Annotated in this window: 16 protein-coding genes; 14 read left to right on the top strand and 2 right to left on the bottom strand. The window is 63.6% G+C overall.

Annotation, left to right across the window (positions count from 1 at the left end):
* Positions 1 to 88 precede the first annotated feature (88 nt).
* The 13 genes from RS901_RS17495 (at position 89) to RS901_RS17435 (ending at position 17597) form a co-directional block, all read left to right on the top strand.
* The gene (locus RS901_RS17495) at positions 89 to 3871 is read left to right on the top strand and encodes a tape measure protein (protein WP_316150053.1); all 3783 of its coding nucleotides are present in this window, start codon (positions 89 to 91) and stop codon (positions 3869 to 3871) included.
* Positions 3868 to 4266 carry a hypothetical protein gene (locus RS901_RS17490; protein WP_316150052.1) on the top strand — a complete coding sequence of 133 codons (399 nt, stop codon included), beginning with the start codon at positions 3868 to 3870 and terminating at the stop codon, positions 4264 to 4266. The genes RS901_RS17495 and RS901_RS17490 overlap by 4 nt, the downstream gene beginning before the upstream one ends.
* Before the next feature lie 3 nt (positions 4267 to 4269).
* Positions 4270 to 7935, top strand: a complete 3666-nt coding sequence (locus RS901_RS17485; protein ID WP_316150050.1) for a hypothetical protein — start codon at positions 4270 to 4272, stop codon at positions 7933 to 7935.
* 9 nt (positions 7936 to 7944) lie between these two features.
* A complete protein-coding gene (locus RS901_RS17480) occupies positions 7945 to 9144 on the top strand; it encodes a hypothetical protein (RefSeq protein ID WP_316150049.1) in 1200 nt (399 codons plus the stop codon).
* Positions 9145 to 9156: 12 nt separating this feature from the next.
* A complete protein-coding gene (locus RS901_RS17475) occupies positions 9157 to 10359 on the top strand; it encodes a hypothetical protein (protein ID WP_316150048.1) in 1203 nt (400 codons plus the stop codon).
* Positions 10360 to 10371: 12 nt separating this feature from the next.
* On the top strand, positions 10372 to 13035 hold the full coding sequence (locus RS901_RS17470; protein WP_316150047.1) for a DUF2341 domain-containing protein: 2664 nt from the start codon (positions 10372 to 10374) through the stop codon (positions 13033 to 13035).
* Positions 13032 to 13445: a hypothetical protein gene (locus RS901_RS17465; RefSeq protein ID WP_316150046.1), complete on the top strand. Its 414-nt coding sequence runs from the start codon at positions 13032 to 13034 to the stop codon at positions 13443 to 13445. Before RS901_RS17470 ends, RS901_RS17465 begins: the two co-directional genes overlap by 4 nt.
* Complete coding sequence (locus RS901_RS17460; protein ID WP_316150045.1) at positions 13442 to 15346, top strand: hypothetical protein; 1905 nt, start codon at positions 13442 to 13444, stop codon at positions 15344 to 15346. The genes RS901_RS17465 and RS901_RS17460 overlap by 4 nt, the downstream gene beginning before the upstream one ends.
* Positions 15336 to 15560 carry a hypothetical protein gene (locus tag RS901_RS17455; RefSeq protein ID WP_410054127.1) on the top strand — a complete coding sequence of 75 codons (225 nt, stop codon included), beginning with the start codon at positions 15336 to 15338 and terminating at the stop codon, positions 15558 to 15560. Before RS901_RS17460 ends, RS901_RS17455 begins: the two co-directional genes overlap by 11 nt.
* Before the next feature lie 76 nt (positions 15561 to 15636).
* Positions 15637 to 16107 carry a hypothetical protein gene (locus tag RS901_RS17450; protein WP_316150044.1) on the top strand — a complete coding sequence of 157 codons (471 nt, stop codon included), beginning with the start codon at positions 15637 to 15639 and terminating at the stop codon, positions 16105 to 16107.
* Positions 16104 to 16565, top strand: a complete 462-nt coding sequence (locus RS901_RS17445; protein WP_316150043.1) for a lysozyme — start codon at positions 16104 to 16106, stop codon at positions 16563 to 16565. Before RS901_RS17450 ends, RS901_RS17445 begins: the two co-directional genes overlap by 4 nt.
* Positions 16566 to 16836: 271 nt before the next feature.
* On the top strand, positions 16837 to 17298 hold the full coding sequence (locus RS901_RS17440; protein WP_316150042.1) for a pilin: 462 nt from the start codon (positions 16837 to 16839) through the stop codon (positions 17296 to 17298).
* Between the two features lie 62 nt (positions 17299 to 17360).
* The gene (locus tag RS901_RS17435; protein ID WP_316150041.1) at positions 17361 to 17597 is read left to right on the top strand and encodes a hypothetical protein; all 237 of its coding nucleotides are present in this window, start codon (positions 17361 to 17363) and stop codon (positions 17595 to 17597) included.
* Positions 17598 to 17974: 377 nt separating this feature from the next.
* On the opposite strand, the gene RS901_RS17430 is transcribed toward RS901_RS17435, so the two are convergent.
* Together RS901_RS17430 and RS901_RS17425 are read right to left on the bottom strand one after the other, a co-directional pair.
* Positions 17975 to 18325: a hypothetical protein gene (locus tag RS901_RS17430; protein ID WP_316150040.1), complete on the bottom strand. Its 351-nt coding sequence runs from the start codon at positions 18323 to 18325 to the stop codon at positions 17975 to 17977.
* 7 nt (positions 18326 to 18332) lie between these two features.
* Entirely contained in the window at positions 18333 to 18584 is a 252-nt protein-coding gene (locus RS901_RS17425) for a hypothetical protein (RefSeq protein ID WP_316150039.1), read from the bottom strand.
* A gap of 739 nt (positions 18585 to 19323) precedes the next feature.
* On the opposite strand from RS901_RS17425, the gene RS901_RS17420 reads away from it, so the two are divergent.
* The gene (locus RS901_RS17420) at positions 19324 to 21774 is read left to right on the top strand and encodes a type VI secretion system Vgr family protein (protein WP_316150037.1); all 2451 of its coding nucleotides are present in this window, start codon (positions 19324 to 19326) and stop codon (positions 21772 to 21774) included.
* Positions 21775 to 21794: the final 20 nt, after the last annotated feature.

Raw genomic sequence — 21794 nt, 5'->3', positions numbered from 1 at the left:
AGCGCGCCAGCCCGTGGCGTTCGTCACGGGTGCCGGGGGAGGGCGCTGACGCTCCCCCACATCAATCCACTTCTCGCGCAGGGCCCACATGGCAGACAACAACCGCGACGTTTCCCTACAGGTTACTGCCTCGACCGTCGGCGCCGAGAGCATCCGCAACCTTGCCAAAGACGTTCAGGACTTGGCGAAGCAGGGCGGCGACGCAGCACCCGAATTCAAGCGCCTTGGCGATGAGCTGGACAAGCTCGCCACGCAACAGGACGCAATCGACCAGTTTGTTTCCCTGAAAACGGCCGTCGACGAGCTGGCCGTCGACCAGGTGAAGGCCAAGGAGGCCGCAGCGGCGCTTGGCAAGGAACTGTCCGACCTCTCCGGCAGCACCGCGAAGTTCCAAGAGTCTGAGGACCAAGCCAAGCAGGCTGTGCGCGATGCACAGCGCGCACTCTCCGAGAAGCGCGAGGAACTGGCCCGGCTCAAGCTGAACTACGACGAGGCCAGCAAGACCAGTGCCGACTACAAACTGAAGGTCCAGGAACTCAGCAACGCCGTTCTCGATACGCGCGCCGCGCTGCGCGAGAAGAAGGACGCGCTGCTGTCCGCGCAGCAGGCGACCCGCGATGCCGCCGAGGCCGAAAAGCAACTGGCCGCGCAGTCGAAACTCGCCAACACCGAAGTCGCTGCGGCCACAAAGGAACTCACCCGGCGCACCGCGTCGCTGAACGATTCGCGCGAGGCGCTACAGGCTACCGGCGTCGCCACCGAGGACATGACGCAGGCGCAGGGCGCGCTAGGCCGCGCGTTCGCAGAGACTGTCGGCTCGATCGAGCAGCAGCAGGCCGCCGTGGTCGCCTTGCGCCAGGCTGAAGCTGACGCCGCAGAGCGCAAGCGCGCCGCCCTGGCGGAAGAAGACCGCCTGACCACCCTTCAGATCAACAATCGCTACAAGCTGGGCGCCGCAGCGCGCGAGCAACTGGACGCCGAGCGGCGCCAGTACGCCGAGTCGCAAGCCCTGGCGAAGACCGCTGCGGAGGCCAAGATCGCTGCGGAGCAGCGGTACGTCGCCTTCCAAAAGAGTGCTGCGGAGTCCCGCAAGGCGCTCGATGATGCGTTCGCTGTGACGGGCGTGAAGGCTGCGCAGTCGGTCCGCCTGGAGATTGACCGTATCAACGGCGCGCTGCACCTGCTGGCGAACGACGCCTCGGTGAGTGGCGCGGAGTTTGATCGCGCCTTTGCATCCGGCCAGAGGCGCATCGAGGCGCTGAAGCAGTCCCTGAACGAGACGGGCGAGGCTGCGCAGAAAACGTCGACGGCGAGCCGACTGGTATCCAGTGCGTTCGGGCAACTCGCCGCAGCCTACGGCGGCATCGAACTGGCGAAGAAGTTCCTGGACGCCAACATCCAGTTGGAGTCGATGCGCCGCACGCTCGCCATCACGACGGGCAGCACGCAGGAGGCGGCACGGCAGATCGAGTTCCTGCGCGAGACGGCGAACCGCTCGGGCGTGGCCGTCGGCGAGATCAGCGAGTCCTACAAGCGGTTCGCCGTCTCGATGCAGCAGGCCGGCATCGCATCAAGCACCACCGAAGCGGTATTCGCCGCGGTCACCCGCGCAACCGGCATGATGGGGCAGGGGAGCGAGCGCGCCGCCCTGGCCCTGGAAGCCCTCTCGCAGATGGCGGGCAAGGGCACCGTGTCAATGGAAGAACTGCGGCAGCAGCTCGGGGATTCGCTGCCAGGCGCGTTGAAGGTGGCCGCAGACGGCCTGGGCCTGTCGGTCAAGCAATTAACGAAGATGGTCGAGGCGGGCCAGCTCATGGCTGCCGACATGCTGCCCGCGCTGGCCGATCAGTTGACGAAGACGATCGCCAAGGGTACCGAGCAGGTCGAGGGCTTTCAGGCGACGTGGGCGCGCCTGAAGAACACGATGACCCTCGCTTCGCAGACCATCGGCGATACCGGCGCGATGACCGTCCTGACGACCGCGCTGCGCGCCCTCGGGGTGGTGGCTGGTTCGGTGATGATGGGCGTGTCGACGACCCTCGACCTGGTGTTCACCGCGGTCAAGCAGACGGCGACCCTTACGGCCGGCGTCATCCACGGGGACATCGCGGGTGCATACAAAGAGACGGGGGTGCTGTTCGACCAGATGATCGAGCGCCAGGCCAAGCTCGGCCGCGCCCTGGAGGAAATGGCCGGTGGCGGTGACAGCGTTGCCGATTCACAGCGCAGTATGGGTGCGGCAGCACAGCAGGCGGGCACCGCAGCACAAGGTGCATCTGCCGGCGTGACAGCCAATGCGCAGGCGCACACCGCCGCTGCCGGGGCCGCAGCAGGGAATGCCCAAGCGCAGGCCGGTGCCGGCGCGGCAGCAGCTGCCGCAGGAACGCAGGCGGTCGGCGCGGCGCAGGGTTGGGTCGCCATCCAGGGCGCCTACCTGGAGGTCAACAAGACGGCCGAGCAGAACACGCTGGTCGCGGAAAAGCTCGCCCTAGCGAAGAAGCATGAAGGCGAGGCCCTGGTGGCGCTGACCAACCTCGGCGGCAACGAAATCGAGATGCGCAAGGCTGCCGTGACGGCGGCAGATGGCGACGCTGCGGCGCTCCGCACGCTGTCGGCCGCGCGCGAGCAGGAGGTGATATTCCTCAAGGCGCAGGCCGAGTCCCTGATTATCGCCGCTGGCGGGTCCGCGAATCTGCGCAAGGATCAAGAGGACCAGATCAAAACGCTGAACGACCTGATCGAGAAGAAACAGGCTGAAGCGGAACGGTCCAAGCAGGCCGCCGCGCAGGCTGATGTCGAACAGGTCGCACGCCGCTTGGCTGCCGAGACGTACAAGGACAACGCTGCACGCCTGGAAGAACTGCGGGCGGCTGCCGAGGCGGCGCGTCGGGAACTCGCCCTGATGCGCGCGCAGGAGGTCAACAACGACGAGTCGCACGCCAACGTTGCCAAGTCGGCCGCCGACGCCGCCTCCGCCGAGGGTCTGTACCGCGACGCCCTGGCTGACACCGCCCGTGCCGCAGAGCGCAAGATCGCCGCGCTGCGCCAGGACGCCGCCGAGACGGAAATCGGTACCCGCGCCAACCTCGCGCACTACAAGACGATGGAGCAGGAAGCCCTGATGTACGGGCGTGTCGGCGAGGCGCAGGAATACCAGATCCGCCAGAAGCAAATCCAGATCACCGGGGTGCGCAATCACATCGCCGCCGTTGAGGCTGAGACGAAGCAGACCATCGCCGCAGCCGAGGCCGAGCGCGCCAGCCTGGAGGCTTCCGGCCAACTGTTGCCGGCTAAGAAGGATGAGATTGAACTGCGCATCCGCAATGCGCAGGCCAAGCTGCAGGAGGCGCAGGCCGGCGAGGAACAGGTCCGCCAGTTGCAGCTCGAAATCGACGCCATCCGTCTGCGCAACACCGAGGTGACGAACGCGCAGAACGCCGCCTCGGGGCATGGGCAGGGTGGCAACAACGCGAACCCGCACCTGGTGACCGCCTCGCAGAACGATGCCATCGCCGTGCTCGCGGACAAGCAGGCCCGCGGAACGCTTGAGGCTGGTGACCTGAAGACGGCGCAGGCGGCGTTCCAGGCGGCATCGTTCAACCGGCAGGTGATGGAGCAATACCGAGCCCAGTTTTCGCTTGAGGGCGCGCGGAGTGTCGATACGGCCTACAACCAGGCGCGCAACGCCCTGGAAGCCGTGCAGGCCCTGGTGAAGAAAGCGGACACGCAGAAGACGGCTAGCGCCAAGACTGTCCACATCAACGTGAACGGGAAGAACACGCCGGTCAACGTGCAAGGTGAGGACGACGCCCAAAACCTGACCGCAGTCATGCGGCAACTCGAAAGCCTCTCGGGGAGGTCCAACACATGAGCATCACCCTCGCGGTCGGCGCAACGTCCGTCGACCTGAGCCCCGATCTGTACTGGTCGGACGAAAACAACTGGGCGCCGGTCGAGCAGACGGCACAGCGCACGATCACCGGGGCGCTCATCGTCAGCGCCTCCACCCGAATCGCCGGGCGCCCGATCACCCTCGAGCCCGCCGATGACGAAAGCGGCTGGATGAGCCGGGACGTGATCGATCAATTGCGAAATTGGGCCGCAGTCGCTGGGCAGCAAATGACTCTTACACTGCGCGGGCAAGCTCGCACGGTGATCTTCCGACACCACGACGGGGCAGGGCTGGAGGCCCATCCGGTGGTTCACTACAGCGACGTGGTTAGCGCCGACTTCTACCTCGCCACCCTGCGGATCATGGAGATTTAAGGGATGCCCATTCAAAGCGGCGACATCAAACTGATGCAATCCGAGGTACTGCTCGACACCGACAACGGTGGCGGCCGTATCACGGCGAACGAGGTGGTCGACGGCGCCTCAAACAACCTGTTTCCCGACGTGTCGGAGCTGGACCGCACCTACGGCCGGATCGCGCTGCGCAAGGCATATCCGTCGGTGCAGGTGACCGGGACCGACACCTACCTGGGCGCGCACGCCATCGTGCTCAAGGCGCCTGACGATCCCGCGATCTCGATGACGATGTTCAGCACCAAGAGCTGGACCGACCACCGCAGCGACGCAGCCAACGCGGTGCAGAGCTACCTGGCGAAGTCCGTGAAGTGGCCGGGTCAACTGCTCGGCAACCAGCTCGCCGGCCAGCGTAGCATCCAGTTGCTGCTGAAGATCGGCGATGCCACGCCCAAGGTCGGCGGCACGCTGGTGCTGGTGCAGAACGAGGGCCTGAGCACCGAGTTCCTGCAGTACGTGCGTGTGCAGACCGTGACCAGCGTGCAGCGCGAGTTCACGCTGTCGTCGGGCTACAAGTGGACTGGCGTGATGGTGACCTGCACCATCAGCTCGCAGTTGCTGTACACGTTCAACGGTCCCGATCCGAGCCCGTACGACACCACAGCGTCGAACCAGGCAATCTGCCGTGACACCATCGTCGCCAACGCGGCCAACTACTACGGCGTGACCCCGCTGACGCAGCAGGCCAACCCGGGCGACGTGAACGTGCAGGCCGCGTCGATCTTCTCGCAGTTGGTGCCAAGCGCCCAGCAGCAGACGCCGCTGACTAACCTGAACGCGGCCGGCAACACCAACCCGGCGGTGCAGTCGGGCACCACCCTGCAGCAGCAAACGGTATCGGTGCCCGGCACCTATCCGCAGACGATCTATGTGCCGACCGCGATCCAGCCCGGCACGCTGGTGTTCGGCCCGACCAAGGATGACGGTGCTGGCAACCTGGTGCTCACGGCCTCGGGGGTGGTGGTCGGCACGGTTTCATATGCCACCAACACGGTGCTGCTGTCGCAGGGCATGGGCACCACCGGCAACGTGACGATGACCTGGATGCCGGCTGGCGTGCCGGTCATGGCGATGAACACCGCCACCATCGACATCGACCAGACCAACCGGGTCAACGTGTTCGTGCAGCGGCTGTACCCGGCCCCGGCGCCGCGCCGGCTGCAGGTCGCCTATATGTCGCAGGGCAACTGGTACACGCTGACCGACCAGGGCGGCGGCAGTATTGGCTCGATCAAGGGCAGCGACCCGAGCCTCGGCGTCGGCACCGTGAACTACGCCACCGGCGACGTGACGGTCACGCTCGGCGCACTGCCCGACGATGCCTCGTCGATCCTGTTCGCCTGGGCCAGCGCGCCGCAGTATTTCAACCGCTCGAACACGACGCCGCTCGCGCCATACGTGAGCTTCCTGATCACGCCGAGCGACAATACGCAGCAGTTGGTGATGAGCACGGTGACCGTGACCTGGCCCAAGCTGCCGTCCGGCACTAACACCGCGACGCTGAACGTCGCCACGCAGCAGTTCAGCGGCGACGGCACTGGCTTCATCCGCTGGATCAACGGTCAGTACGAGATCCGGCTGACGCCCAATGCGGTGCCGGCAGGCGGCACGGTGTTCACGCTGAACTACAACCTGGGCACCAAGAAGACGCAGCACTTCGCCGCGCCGGCGCGCGACGGCAGCGGCAACCTGAACCTGACGCTGAATGACCAGAACATCGTGCCCGGCACGACCAAGGTCACCTGGAACGTCGTGATCAGCGACTACAGCGTGATCTCGAACGTGCCGGCGCAAATGCAGTACGTGAAGATCGACCCGTACATCACTGCGCAGGGAGACGGCGCCGGCAACCTGAAGCGTTACAACGCGGACGGCACCAGCACGGCGGTGACCAACGGCGTGGTGAACTCCACGGCCGGCACGATCACGTTCAAGCCCGACATGACGGTCAGCCTGCCGCAACCGACCTACTCGTCGCAGCGGATCGGCTTCATGAAGAACGCCAACGGCTTTGGCGTGAACATCAACGAACCGGTCTATCAGAACGCGATGACCGGCATCACGTACTACAACGCTGCCGCGACCTACCCGAACGACCTGACAGGGGTGGTCGACGTGGAGTACATGACCACGCAGGGCACGGCCTTCCAGCAGCAGGTTACGCTCGCGCAGTGGGGCTGCGACCTGACCTATCTGTACAACGAGCCGGTGATCCCGGGCTCGGTGATGTTCACCTGGGGCGGCAAGACCTTCTACGACGGCAACGGCAACGGCAGCCTGTACACGGACTTCAATTCGGCGACCAACTCGGGCACGCTGGCCGGCAGCATCAACTACGCGACCGGCGACATGGTGCTGACCAACTGGACGCCGGGCGCCAGCAACGCCATCGTGCTCGCGTCGCTGCTGACCAAGGTCACCGGCCAGCCGGTCGACTTCGTGAGCTTCCGGATTCCGCAGGCGCCGGTGGTGACTGGCTCGCTGCAGATCTCGTACAGCCCGGTGACAGGCGGCACGGCCAGCGTAACCGCCAACGCCGACGGCACGATCACCGGCACGAACGTGATCGGCTCGGTCAACTACCAGACCGGCGTGGTCAGCCTGCGCTTCGGCCAGCGCGTGACCGCCGCCGGCAATGAAAGCGCGATCTGGTACAACGTGGCGGCGGTTGGCACCGACGGCAAGATCTTCAAACCATACCCGGTGTTTGCCGACACGATCACGTTCAACGCGGTGGCCTATTCGTATCTACCGCTCGACGCTTCGATCCTGGGCCTGGACCCGGTGCGGCTGCCGACCGACGGCCGGGTGCCGATCTTCCAGAAGGGCTATGTCGCGGTGATCCACCATACGGCCAAGCAGGCGGTGACGCCGAGCAACGGCCTGGTGGTCGATGTCGGTCGCGTGCGCGTCGCCGCGATGCGGGTGATTGACAGCACCCCGACCAACCCGGTGGTGATGGACCCGACCATGTACACCACCGACCTCGATGGCGGCAAGCTCACGTTCGGCCCGACCGTTAGCACTGCCGGCATGACCGCACCGATCTACGTCGAGAACCGCATCGAGGACATGGCGCTGCTGTCGGACGTGCAGATCACCGGCAAGCTGGCGTTCACCAAGCAGCTCACGCACACCTACCCGGCCAACGAGTCGAAGGTCAGTTCGGCGCTGATCTTTGGCGACCTGCAGGCGCGGATGTCGCTGAACTTCACGCAGACCACCTGGTCCTCGGTGTTCGCCGATACGGCGTCGGGCGGCTCGCCGTCGGCTAACTACAACTTTGCCAGCTACCCGCTGGTGCTGACCGACAAGAGCTGCATCCAGGAGCGGTGGGCAATCGTATTCACCGACACGATCAACTTCCGCGTGATCGGTGAGTCTGTCGGCCAGATTGCGGTGGGTAATGTCAACACCGATTGCTCCCCCACGAACCCGTCTACCGGGCAACCCTATTTCACGCTGAAGGCGCTCGGTTTTGGGGGTGGATGGGCCGCCGGCAACGTGTTGCGGTTCAATACTGCAGCCGCCAACTACCCCCTGTGGCTGGCGCGCACGGTTTTGCAATCAAGTGCAACGGGGCAGAGCGATTCGTTCCGGCTGCAAATCCGTGGCGACATTGACGCATAAGGACAAGGGATGCCTGCAACCTCGGTAAAAACCTTCTACAGTTTCAACGGCAGCGCCCCAGTCCTGCACGGCAACCCCGGGTCGCTGATCTCAGTGCTGGACGCTTGCCTGAAGGACGGGTTCAACCCCAAGACGCTCGATTCCTTGGTGGTCGCTGGCGGCGTGGCGACCGCCGTGGTCGGCGCCGGTCACGGCTACTCGCTCAACCAAGTGATGACCTTGGCCGGTGCAGCCGTGGGCGCACTGAACGCCGACTGGCGCATCACCTTCGCCAACGCCACCACGTTCAAGTTCGCATGCCCCGGCGTGGCGGATGGCACCATCGGCGGCACCATCACGGCCAAGCTGACGCCGCTCGGCTGGGCCAAGCCGTTCTCCGGCACCAACCTCGCGGCGTACAAGTCGAACGACCCGCAGAGTTATGGCACCTATCTGCGTGTGGACGACACCGGCAGCACGGCCCGCATTGCGCGAGTGTGGGGCTGCGAGTCGATGACGGACATCAATTCCTACTCCGGCCTGTTCCCCACTGCCACCCAAGTTAGTGGGGGGGCATATTGGGGGAAGTCCAGTACGCAGGACGCCGTGTCCCGCCCGTGGATCGTCATGGGTGACGAACGGTGCTTCTATCTGTGGATGGCGCCGAATCCCACCAGCGTAATTCACGGCGTCCTCCACTTTTTTGGCGACATTCTGGCGCAGGGGGGCACCGATCAGTGGGCGGTACATATTGCCGGCCCCACGTCAGACAAGACCTCAGCGGGTGGTGCCAGTTACCTACAAGGCTGTTGCAGCACCAATGCCGACACCACCTGCTGGTTCGCTCGGAGTTACACCCAACTCGGATCGGCGGTGGCTCCGACTCGATCCCCGTTAGGGGGAAGCCCCAGCGCCCTCTCCTACTCCGGGGCTGCGGCACTCCACCCCAGCCTGACCGCCTACCCCAACCCCATCGACGGGGCGTTGTTTGTTGGAGCGGTTGCGTTGTTTGAGGGCGGGGGGTTGCGCGGCACCTATCCCGGCATGTATTACGTGATCAACGGCGCTAGTGCGTTCCTAAACGCAACCAGCCATATCGATGCGGTGACCGGTATCGACTCCCTGCCGGGCAAGACGCTTCAGGCGGTCAAGGTGGGAACCCCGGGCAACGCGAGCACCCTCTACGAGGGCTGCGTGTTGATGGACAACATCGGGCCGTGGCGCACGTAAAGGAAAACGAGAATGTCAGTCAAAATCTACAGTAGCTACGCAGCAGGCGGCGGGCACCCGGTGCTGAGTGGCACCGCAGGGGCACTGATCTCACTGCTGGACGCGGTGTTGATCAACGGCTATGGGCTGAAGACCGTCGATTCCATCGTGGTCGCCGGCAACGTGGCGACGGTGACGATTAACGCCGGCCACAGCTTTGAACTCGGCTCCACCGCACTGATCGCCGGGGCGACGCCTGCCGGCCTGAACGGGGACAAGGTGGTCACCTATGTCTCCACCACGCAGATCAAGTTCGCCGCGCCGGGCATCGCGGACCAGACCGCGACCGGCACCATCACCGCCAAGGTGTCGCCGCTCGGGCAGGGCTGGAGCAAGCCGTTTTCCGGTACGAACCTTGCCGCCTACACCTTGACCGCAGCGGGCAGTTTCGGCGGCTACCTACGGCTGGACGATACCGGCACCACCAATGCTCGCGGCTATGCCTACGAGTCGATGACGGACATCAACACGGGGGTGAATCAGTTCCCGAGCACCGCGCAGATGGCGTCGCCGGGGCTGTACTTCCCCAAGTCGAACACCGCCAACGCGACGGCGCGCAACTGGATGCTGTTCGGAGACGAGCGCGGCTTCTACATGTGGGTCGAAGCGCTCAATGCGGGCAACGGCCAGATGTGGTTCTTTGGCGACCTGCTGCCGCAGAACACCAGCGGGGCCGATGTCTACGCGATGGCGTTGGCGGGGTTCGCCGCCGACTACACCGCCAGCGGCTCAGTAAATGGCAACGACATGTCGTGGAGCTGGGGTGTCACAGCCGGGGGTGTCTACCTGCCCCGACAGGCGAACCGGCAGGTGTCGTCTATCAATGCCTATAGGTGCGGTGCCATGCATCAGCAGCAGGGAACGCAGACTGCTTCCGGGGGTACGTCGTACCTGTATGTCGGCAATACCTTCCCCGGCCCGCACGACAATGGGGTGCTGATCACTGCCGTGAACGTGGTTCACGATGGCGGCATTCGGGGCCAGTTTCCCGGCTTCTACCACTTTACGCAGAATATGTCTGGTGCCGGCTGGCCGATTCCGAATCGGTACAGGTTCGCTACCCTCGATGCGTTGCCGGGTCGCCAAGGGATGGCGGTATCTCACGCCGCATCTACGTCCGCAGTTGGCACCCTGTGGGGCGTGACCTTGTTGGACGTTACCGGCCCGTGGCGCTAAGGACGAGACGATATGGCTGACCAATACCAGAACAACGTCTCACTGCTGCTGCACTGTGACGGCACCAACGCTAGCACCAGCGTACCGGACGCCTCCCTATACACCTTCTCGCCAACCTGCAAGGGCACGGCGGCCCTGAGCACCGTGCAGAAGCAGTTCGGCTCGGCCTCGCTGAAAACCGGCAATGCCAACGGGAACTATCTGCTGGTGCCTCCCTCTGCGGCGTTCAACTTTGGCAGCGGCGACTTCACCGTCGAAGCCTTCGTGTGGCCGGTGTCGCAGGGGGCGGACGGTGGCGCGATCATCGGGCGGTGGGATGGCGCGGGGTCCGGCACCGACTGGTTGATCCAGCGCGGCGCCAACGGCGAGGTGCAGGTGTACGCCAACGGCGTGCAATTGATTGCAGGCGCAGCGGGCGACCTGCCGACCGGCGCGTTCGCGCATGTGGCGCTGACCCGCGCTGGCAATCAATTGCAAGTGTGGGTGGGTGGGGTTGCCAAGGGCAGCGCCACGCTGGCAGCCGGCTATTCGATCAACTGGACCGCTGGACTTGGCGTGGTGCTCGGCCAGTCGAACTTCACGGCGGGGGCGACATGGCTGGAAGCCTATTACGACGAGGTGCGCATCACGAAGGGGGTGGCGCGCTATACCGCCGCGTTCACGCCGCCTGCAGCCGCGTTCGATAACCCGCTACCCGATCCCGTGCTGCTGATGCACTTCGACACGGCAACGGGGCTGTACTTCAAGGACAGTAGCCCGTTCGGTCGCACTCTGGCGAGCAGCCCGAGCTATCCGATCACGGTCAACGCCTCGGTGCAACAGTTTGGCGCCGGCTGCGCGTATTTCACCGGCAACCCGGCCTACTTCTCGCTCAACGATTCGTGGGAGCTGAACTTTGGTGCTAGGGATTTCACAATCGAACTGTGGATTCGTCCGACCACGGTGGCGGCAGGCAACGCCTACCTGCTGAAGAAAGCCAACAACGGAGCCTTCGCAGGGTTCAACCTATACCGTACCGGCGCGCAGTTGAAGGCCGACTTCTCGACCAACGGCACCTCGTGGGACCAGACCATCGCCGCCGCAGGCACACTGGTTGCCAACACGACCTACCACGTTGCCTTGGTGCGCTACAACGGTACGATCACGTTGTACCTGAATGGCACAGCCATCGGTTCGGTGTCGTTCGCCGCCGCCCTGGCAACCGGTTCGTCACAGCCGCTTTACATCGGTGGCGATAGCAGCACGGGCTACTACGCCGGCTACATGGACGAACTGCGCATCCTCAACGGCGGCGCCGCTTATACCGGCAACTTCACTCCGCCAGTCGCGCCGTTTGCTGACGCCGCCCCGCAGCGCGTCACGCAGCCGAAGCTGTCGCGCATCTACAGCCGCGCCATCCCGAACTTCCAGCGTCGGGGAATGCCCAGTTTCGCCAAACTGCGCGACATGGTTTGGGGTGGGGTCGGCACCGTGGCCGGCCGGGTGACCGTCAATAACGTGCCGGCACAGCGTCGCGTACAGTTGTTCGAACTCGCGTCGATGACGCGAATCCGCGCTGCGTGGAGCGATGCCAGCGGCAATTACTCGTTCTCGGGGATCGACCCGACTAAGAGCTATCTGGTGCTTGGGCGTGACTACAGCAAGACCTACAACGCCGTGGTGCAGGACAACATCACGGCGGTGGGCGGCGTTTCGGCCCGTTCGGCGCGGCAGAAACTACGCTTCACGGCAGGCAGCACTGGCCTGAGTACGGGCTACCCGGCTCTGATCCGCGTGGGCGAGAACGCCACCCCGCTCAATCCCACCTCGAACTGCGCCACGCTGGCCGATGTTGTCGTGACCGCCAAGGCGTTCCCGCTGCTGAAGAATGGCGACTCCGACATCAAGTTCACTGACACCAGCGGCAACGAACTGGACTTCTGGCTGGAGCAGGTGATCGGCAGCGTTGGGGATCGCGTCGCCTACTACTGGGTCAAGTTGCCGGGCGACCTCGACGCTGGCCCGGTGGATGTCTACCTCAACTACGGTACGGGGGTGCGTCCCACCAAGACCAGCAACGGCGCCGCCGTGTTCCCGACGCTGTTCGATGACTTCGAGACCGTGACGCTGAACAGCCGGTGGTTTTACAACGGGGGTGGGGGTGGCCTGTCCGGAACTACCATATGGCTACTTGGCAACGGGAGCGTATGGTATGCCCAGTCGGTCGCCACCTTCGCCGCAGGCTTGGAGGCGCTGGCTGCCTATGCGTCCTTCGGTATCGCCACCAGCGCCGGCACGGTTAGCAGCCAGTTCGGGTGGACGAGTGGCGCCGGCAACAACGCAGCCGTGGCGGCAGTCGAGAACACCGGCGACATCACCACACAATCCCGACTGAACATCGGCGCGGAGGCCACCACCAGCACCAATGGCCGCTTCACCCCCCAGTTGAACGCGGTTTCCATCGCCAACTCCGGGCGGCTTGCCGTGGCGCGCAACAGCGACGGTAGTGTCGTCGCCAAGGTCAACGATCAGGTGGTGTCGTCTCGCACCGGGGCCAGTACGGCGGCAGCTTACCTGTCGATTCACCGAGGGGCCGTTGGCGGTTCTGGCAGCCACCTGCTTGACTGGGCGGCCGTGCGCAAGTGCATCCCGTCAGGGCCTCCCGTTATGCTCCCCTTTGTCGAGGAAATCCTGTGACGCTCGCCCTTTCCACCACTGTGATCCAAGACCGCCTCAAGGCGTTGACCCGTGCTATCGACGGTGGCGGTGCGGCCGGCACGCTGAACATCTACTCCGGCACGCGCCCGGCAAATAGCGGCGACGCCATTACCTCGCAGGTCAAGCTCGCGGCGCTGCCGTTCGCCTATCCGTCGGCCGGCACGATCTCGGGCACCACGTTGCCGCTGCTGATCGGCGCGTCACAACTGGCGCTGAAGACCGGCACAGCCTCGTGGGCGCGCATCACCGCCAGCGATGGCACTTGGATCGCCGACATGGATGTGGGGGTCGGCACGGAGGTTGCATTGTCGGCAGGCGGTACGCCTACCACTCAACTCTACGAGGGGGGCGACGTGTCGGCGTCGGTGGCATCGCTGGTTGAAGCGTGAGCGTCGATCTGAATTTCCACAAGGCTTACACCCCGCCAGCGGGGAACCATGTAGACCTTAACTTCACGTTGAACCCGGATGGCGTCGCTACGGTCGCCACGGTTCAACTCGTCAAGGCTGCGCCGACCCTGCACATCGTCGGCGACGCCGAGAAGGCGCACCCGGTCAGCGCCGCGCTGACGATGACGCTGCACACGACACAGACGCTGCACGTCCAGGCCAACTACGATAACCGCGTGTTCCGGGGGCCGAGCCACGCCACGAACGCGGCCTACCAGGACGGGGCGCACATCAAGCCGGGCAAGACCCATCGGTACGAGAACGCGGTCAACCTGAAGCCCGTGCGCGCCGAGCCGTGGCAGGACGGTCGCCGGCTGGAGGCCAGCAGGGCCGCAATCCACCAGCAGGCCGCCAAGCAGCGCGCCATCACGAAGCTGCCGTATCAGGAATCCGCCCCGCTCCGACGCGCGCTGAAGTCGGCCTTCAAGTACGCGCCGCACATCAAGGTCGGCGCTGGCACCCGGTGGCAGGAGGCCGCACCGCTGAAGCGGATGGAGGCCTCGCTGTTCGAGAACGGTCGACCCGTCAAGCCCGTGGTGAAGCAGCGCCATCAGGAGGCAAAGCCGGTATATCGCCGCATCAGTAGCTACTACCAGCCGGGCCGGCACGCCCCGCACACGACAAAGGTGCCTTGGCAGGAGGCCCGCCGCCCAGGCTACGGCCACGAGCAGATCGTGGTGCCGCCGCAGCCACCCGAGTACCAGCCGTCGACGCTGCTGAACTTCATCTGCCCGTGGCTGGACTATGCGGGCAATGACATCAAGCTGAACTTTGCGAAGTACCGTTGCGATGAGGAAAAGCCGCCCGAGCCTGTCGAAACTGTCATCGTTCCCGTCAAAAGGGTCTATATCGTGATCAACAACGTGCTGCTGCGGCGCGTCGACGGTAACGTCGATCTGCCCACCTTCTCGCTCTCAATGAGCATCGACGCGGATTCCTGGACGTGGGGCTTCAACGCGGCCCTGCCGGACACGACTCTCGACGCGATCGAGCCCGGCTCCGACGGAACGCCGGTCGAGCTCGAAGCCGTCATCAATGGCACGGCCTATCGGGTGCTGGCCGAACAGATCAGCCGCGAGCGCACGTTCGGCCGGTCCGCCATCCGCGTGAGCGGCAAGGGGAAATCGGCCATGCTCGGCGCCCCGTATGCGCCGGTCCAGAATTTCAGCAACTCGCAGGCGCGCACGGCACAGCAACTGATGAACGACGCACTGACCATCAACGGCGCGAGCATCGGTTGGACCGTCAACTGGGGGCTGACTGATTGGCTGGTTCCGACCGGCGCCTGGTCGCACCAGGGGAGCTACATCACCGCGCTGAACGCCATCGCTGGCGCGGCCGGCGCGTACATCCAGCCGCACCCGAGCCAGAAGACGCTGAACGTGCTGTCCAAGTACCCGACGGCGCCGTGGAACTGGGGCTCGGTCACCCCCGACTTTGAACTGCCTGCGGACGTGACTATGCGCGAGGGTATCGAGTGGCTGCAGCGCCCGGCCTACAACCGCGTGTTCGTGAGCGGTGCGGGGCAGGGCGTGCTCGGCCAGGTCACCCGCGGCGGCACGGCCGGCGACATCCTCGCGCCGATGGTGACCGACGCGCTCATCACGCACGCCGACGCGGCACGCCAGCGCGGCCTGTCCATCCTCGGTGACACCGGGCGCCAGGCGCACGTCTCGCTGCGGCTGCCGGTACTGGCCGAAACAGGCGTCATCCCGCCGGGCAAGTTCGTCCGCTACGTCGACGGCGGCGTCACGCGACTGGGCATCGTGCGCAGCACCGCGGTGGACGTGAGCATGCCCGAGGTATTCCAAACGATCGGAGTCGAAACCCATGTTGCGTAACCCCTACAAGATTCTGCGCGACCTGATGCCGGACCCGCCGCTGCAGGTAGGCACGGTGGTGTCGATCACGAGCGGCGTCGCGGCCGTCCAGCTACCTGGTGGCGGGCTCGTCCAGGCGCGCGGTGACACGACGGTCGGCACCCGGGTGTTCGTGCGCGACGGCTTGATCGAGGGTACTGCCCCGGATCTCACCGTCGTGCTCATCGACGTATAAGGCGAAATCCGTCCACAGGCGGCGTTCTGCCGCTCACCCTACGGTGTTGACCTGGACAACTTTCAGGAGGACACCGATGTTCAGCGCAATCCTTTCATTCCTTGGCGGCTCCGCATTCCGGTTGATTTGGGAACAGATCAGCCAGATGTGGACCGCTCACCAGGAACAGAAGCACGAGATCGAGCGCATGCGGTTGCAGGGCGATCTGGACGCCGCCGCGCACGAGCGCAACCTGGCGTCGATCAAGCTGCAGGCCGACCTCGGCGTCAAGACCATCGCCGTGCAGGCCGAAGCGGATCTCGCGCGCCTCGATGCCACGACGTTTGGTCAGGCTGTAGCCGAATCCATGAAGCCGTCGGGCATCTGGCTCGTCGACCTTTGGAATGGCCTGGTGAGGCCCGCTGCCGCGACCATCGCACTGCTGCTGTGGTGTGTGGCGCTGAACGCGCAGGGCTTTAAGATGGGCGATTGGGACCGCGAGCTGGTGGGCGTGATCCTCGGCTTCTTCTTCGCCGTTCGCGTGCTGTCGTCGCGGAGCAAGGTATGACGGTCGCCGAGTTTCGCGCGCTGGCAGTCCAGGTTGCTGCAGCACTGGCTCGGCGCTTCGAGGGGTTGTATCTGCGCCCCTATCTGTGCCCGGCCGGCGTCCCGACCATCGGCTACGGGGCGACGCGGTACCTGGACGGACGCGTGGTGAAGCTGACCGATCCACCCATCACCCGGGTGGTCGCGGAGGTGATGCTGCTCGACCAGGTGCGCACGATCTACCTGCCGGCGGTGCTGAAGCTGTGCCCGGGTATCGACACGCCCGGCCGCCTGGCCGCGATCATCGACTGGACGTTCAACCTCGGGGCCGGCAACCTGAAGGCGAGCACGCTGCGCAAGCGCGTCAACGCGGGTCGGTGGGCCGACGTGCCGGCCGAGATCCGGAAATGGAACCGCGGCGGCGGGCGCGTGCTGCGCGGCCTGGTGCTGCGGCGCGAGGCGGAGGCGGCGCTGATATAGTGAGTATCGCGCCGCTAACATCTAATTGAAATTGTGCTTTATGAGGTGACAAAATTTGTCACCCATCCGGCAAAGCAGGTGACAAAATTTGCCACCTTCCCATCATTGGAATGTGACAGAAATTGTCACATGCATTTCCCACAACACCGGCAGGTGACAAAAATTGTCACTTTTTCGCCGCCTCTACCTCATTCGAGGTATCTGGCACGCCTCCTGCTCTTACGCTCACAGCAGCACTTTTGCTGCGCAATACTAACTCCGGGGGTCAATCATGAAAAAGCAACGGATGGGAATCAAACAACGGGTACAGAAGGGCTTCACACTGATCGAACTGATGATCGTGGTTGCGATCATTGGTATCCTGGCTGCGGTGGCAATCCCTCAGTATCAGGACTACACGGTTAAATCGAAGCTGTCGAAGGTTGCTGCGTGCGCCGAGCCGCTTAAGCTGGCGGTTGCGCTTTACGCGCAGACGAATGGTGCATTCTCTGCGACGGTGGACGACTGGACCGGCTACGGCCTCAAGGCAGCGCCCACGACAACGAGTGAATGCTCGGCCTACTCGATTACTGCGACGACCGGTGCCGTAGTGATTACGATGGCAGGTATCAAGACTGGTATCGACACCAAGACGCTGACGCTGACTCCGACCGTCAATAGCACCAACGTTACGTGGGTTCCGGGCACCACTAGTGCCGATGCGCTGGTTCTGGGCTACTTCAAGGCATCGTAATCTAGCCTCGTAGCCTATTGAAAGCGCCTTCGGGCGCTTTTTGTCGTTTTTGGAGAAATACGTTGTCCCTTCCTACCGTACCAGAACTCGTCGCCTCGCTAGACGAGGAACTGGTCGATCTTCTCTATGAGCGTCTGAAGCTGGCCGCTGATCTGCCGCCGCTGGAGACTCCAGAAGAAATTGCGCGCGAGGTGCTGCGCATGCGCAACCTGGCCGCGATCTACCGGGTGCCGCCGGACCTCGGTGAAGCGATGGCGCTCGCGCTGATTGAGGCACGGAAGCAGTTCAAGGGCGCGTAAAAGCAAAAGGCCCGCCATTGCACCACATCACTCTTCGAGGGGTCATGTAGTACGGCGAGCCGCCGACGAATCGGCGCAGGTATTATTCCGCGCTTTCTGGATCGGCGTCAATCTCCTGCGCCGACGTAGTGATTCTGTGAGTCACCACCACACCAGTAGAAGGAATGGTAACGGCAGTAGAGGTTCTGGCATGCGACCAGCCTCTGCGCACCGACTGGCGGCCGGCATCAGGCGCTGTCCGACAAAAGAAAGCCCCCGGCCATGCGGTCGGGGGCTATGAGTGTTGACGGGCATTCGCAGACCTGTCGCTGACATCGTCACACGGATGGTGCTTGCTGACATCCCCCTTTCGTGGGTGACCGAAACCTTGGGAAACACTACAGCACATCGTTTCTCGGCAACGTGCGACGCACTTTCTCCACGACGCGCCGGTGCTTGTCCTGAGCCTCGTCCCATGTTGCGGAGTGGTAGAGGTGGTCCAGGCCATTGCCACGGATGGTGGTCCAAAACGTCGGTGGATTGTCATCGTTCATGCTGGCCCAGCACGAGAACCGGGTTCGTACCTCGACGCCATACTCCGGCAGCCGGTCGTACAACTCATACTGCTTGCCGATGGTGATCTGCCAGTCGACCTCTACGCCGAAGTCGAATACCCGGACAGGGGCGCAGCTGGCGTCCAGGATGTAGACCCGATCCCAGTCCTCGGGGATGGAATAGTCGGAGCCCATGGCAAGCTCAGCGCAATGTGAAGCGCACCGTCAGCGCGTCCAGGGTGATCCACGGCCCGACCGCCAAGCGCAGCAGTTGCCCGTCGTCCCAATACGATAGATAGTCAGGCCGCCACTTCAGTGCTCGAAGGTGGCGGACCTCGATGCCCGATACCACCAAGCCGCCGGCCGTGGCGGCCACGACATCGCAGGGCAGGCGCAATTCTTCGCTGTCCTCGCCGAAGTAATGGGATTCGAGAAAGATGGTGGTGGCGGCCATAGGGGAGCGGCGAACAGGTTGGTGTGTACTGTACGGATATACAGTATAACCTGCCCATCGAGACAGTACCAAAGCCGTCCAAGCCGCGCTCGCCTGTTGTTCATAACGTCCCGTAACCCTTTGATTCTATTAGGACGTGTCAGCCTGCTTTTGCCCTTGTTTTGGCATGCTCATTCGAGGGGTATCGCTTTGATTCTATTGAGGAAAATGACGGTAGATGCCGCCTTCTCTCTCAGGGACGGCGCGGTTTTTTTGTTTCTCAATGCTGGCGCGGGTTAGCGGGTAGCTGTTCAACGGGTGTTCAAAACTCAAACTCTATGCAGAGTTACCTACCAAGCCTGGCCAGGTTCACGCCGGGTCTTTAGAAGCCTGACGCGGGGCAGGTCAATGCCCGCATCTTCCTGAACGGCGCGCGTTCTCAAGTTCTGTGCGCCGCCCCTTTTTGCTTCGTGCCTTACCGCCTTTTCAATTCTTCACAATTGGAAAGTTCTGAAGCGTCAGCACAGTCCATGTGCCCACGCGCCTTTGCGGAAAAGGGCTTTCAGCGCGATTTCAGTCTTGCTTAATCCTGCTTTCAAGCGTCTTGGGCTGCGAAATTAGGATTCGTCTGATTTATTTCCCCACTTCGCTGCTCCTATTATCGAGGCCGGGTTGCTGCGCTCTCATTGGCTGGTCGATGAACGATCGGGCCACTGGCTGCTGACGGCGGCGACAGTCCACTTCCATGGAGCCTGATTGCATGGGTAGCCGATTGCGGTTTTCCTTTCGTACCGTCACCGTTTCCGGCGACGGTCTGCCGGAACTGTTGGGACAGCCACTGCTGCTGTTCTCCAAACTGTCTGGATCTGAGGGTATCAATTCCCTGTTCGAATACGAACTGGAACTGAAGACGCCCGACGACCGCAACGTGCTATACGGGCCGGCGGGTGACTTCGATATGGAGGCCATGCAAGGCAAGGAGTTGACCGTCAGCATCGAGCTGGACGGCTCCGGCACCGGTCTGGATGGCGGCTTCGGCAGCGGAAGGAGAGAGATTACCGGCCTCGTCACGGACGTGCGCGGCCCCTACTACGAACACGAGCGCATCCTGTACCGACTGACCCTGCGCCCGTGGCTGTGGCTGGCCACGCTCACCAGCACCATCCGGCCTTATCAGAACATGACTGTGCTGGAAATCGTGGAGGCGGTGCTCAGCAAATACATCTTCCCGGTCGAGCGCCGCCTGCTGGATAGCCAGTATCCCAAGCGCCGATTTCAGATGCAGGCTGGCGAAACGGACTACCAGTTCGTGCGTCGCCTGCTCGCGGAATGGGGCGTGAATTTCCACTGGGAGCATTCGGACGGCCACCACCGCATGGTGTTGACCGATGGCAATGGCGCTTTCCGGAATATCCCCAGCCCTGCCTACCATGCCATCAGCTGGTACCCGTCCTCGGACCGGGTGGACGAGGAACACCTTCACGAATTCGAGGTGCGCGACCGGCTCGTCTCAGGGGCTTGGGCGCAAGGCGATTACGACCACAACCAACCGCGCGCCGACCTCAATGTCTGCGCCACCGACCCGCGCGACACCAGCCACGCGACCTATGAGCTGTATCACTGGCCGGGCGATTACGCCGAACCCAAGAGCGGCAACGACGCCCGCAAGGAAGGCGACATGCTGGCGCGCATCAACATGGAACGCCTGCGGCAGCACGGCGTACGGGCGCGCGGCAAGGGCAATGTGCGCGCGATGGCGTCGGGCCACACCTTCACCCTTAAGCGCTTCCTGCGCGCCAAGGCAAACTGCGAGTACCTGATTTTTGCCACGCACCTGCTGATCGAGGACGTGGGCGAGTTCGCTGGCAGCAGCCAGTCCTGGCGCTGCGAGGTCGAATTCGAGGCGCAGCCCACTAGCGAAATCTTCCGGCCTGAGCGGGTCGAAAAGCCTTACATCGGCGGTCATCACAAAGCCAGGGTCGTCGGTCCAGCCAATCAGGAAATCTGGTGTGATGACCTGGGAAGGGTGCGCTGTCAATTTGTCTGGGACCGCTATGGCACCTACGACGAGAATAGCTCCTGCTGGATTCGCGTCACCGGCTTTTCCTCCGGCGACCGTTTCGGCAACACGCACCTGCCTCGCATCGGCCAGGAAGTCATTGTCATCTACGAGGGTGGCGACCCGGACCGGCCCCTCATCATGGGACCGGTCAACAACCGGCTGAACCTGCCGCCGTGGGCTCTGCCGAGCCAGCATGCCTTGTCCGGCTACCAGAGCAAGGAACTGTTCGGCGAAGGCCGCAACCACACGCTGTACGACGATACCCAAGGCCAGCAGCAGGTGCAGGTCGCGTCGGCCCACCAGAACAGCCTGCTGGCGCTGGGCCACAACGTCCGCGTCAACGATTGGAAGGGGCGCAAGGACAAGCGCGGCGAAGGGTTTGAGCTTCGAACCGATGCGCATGGAGCACTGCGCGCCGCACTTGGCATGCTTATCACCACCTTCTCGCGCCGGAACGCCGAAGGCAACATGATCAATGTCAGCGATGTCATTCAACTGATGCAAAAGGCCCTGGATATCGCCAGCACCATGGGCGACAAGGCGACCGAGGCGCAGGCGCAAGATGGCGAACAGCCCGACATCGCAAAATTGCTGGAGAAGCAGCTTGAACAAATCAAGGGCGGTGGCGAGCTGAAGGAGTTCACCGCGCCGCACCTGGTATCAGCCAGCCCCGCTGGCATTGTTTCCACCGCAGCGGGTTCCACGCACATCGCCAGCGGCACGCATACCGCGTTGACTACCGGGGAGCACCTGTCCGTGACCACGGGCGGGGGCTTCTTTGCCAGCATTCGCAAGGCACTGCGTCTGTTCGTATATGAAGCCGGCATGAAGCTGGTTGCCAACATGGGCGATATCGACCTGCAAGCCCTCAAGAACAATATCAACCTGTTGGCAAAGCTTGAAATCAACGCCACTGCCGAAAAGATCAGCCTAAAGGCAAAGGAAGTGCTGCTCGACGGCGGCGGCAGCTACATCAAGCTGACCGAAGGCGGCATTGAGAACGGCACCAATGGCGGGTGGGTCGTGCACGCGGCCAGCAAGAACCTGACCGGCCCCAGCAGTCTTCCGGTGGAGCTAAAGGCCAGACAAGTTTGCCTGGAATGCCTGCTCAAGGCGGCCGCACGCAATGCCGCCGTGGTTCCTCGATAAATAGCCAGGAACAGCAGCTC

The sequence above is a fragment of the Cupriavidus sp. BIC8F genome (assembly GCF_032465815.1).
Lineage (GTDB): Bacteria > Pseudomonadota > Gammaproteobacteria > Burkholderiales > Burkholderiaceae > Cupriavidus > Cupriavidus necator.
Note: the sequence above shows the minus strand (reverse complement) of the source record. Positions and strands in the feature narration are given on the sequence as shown.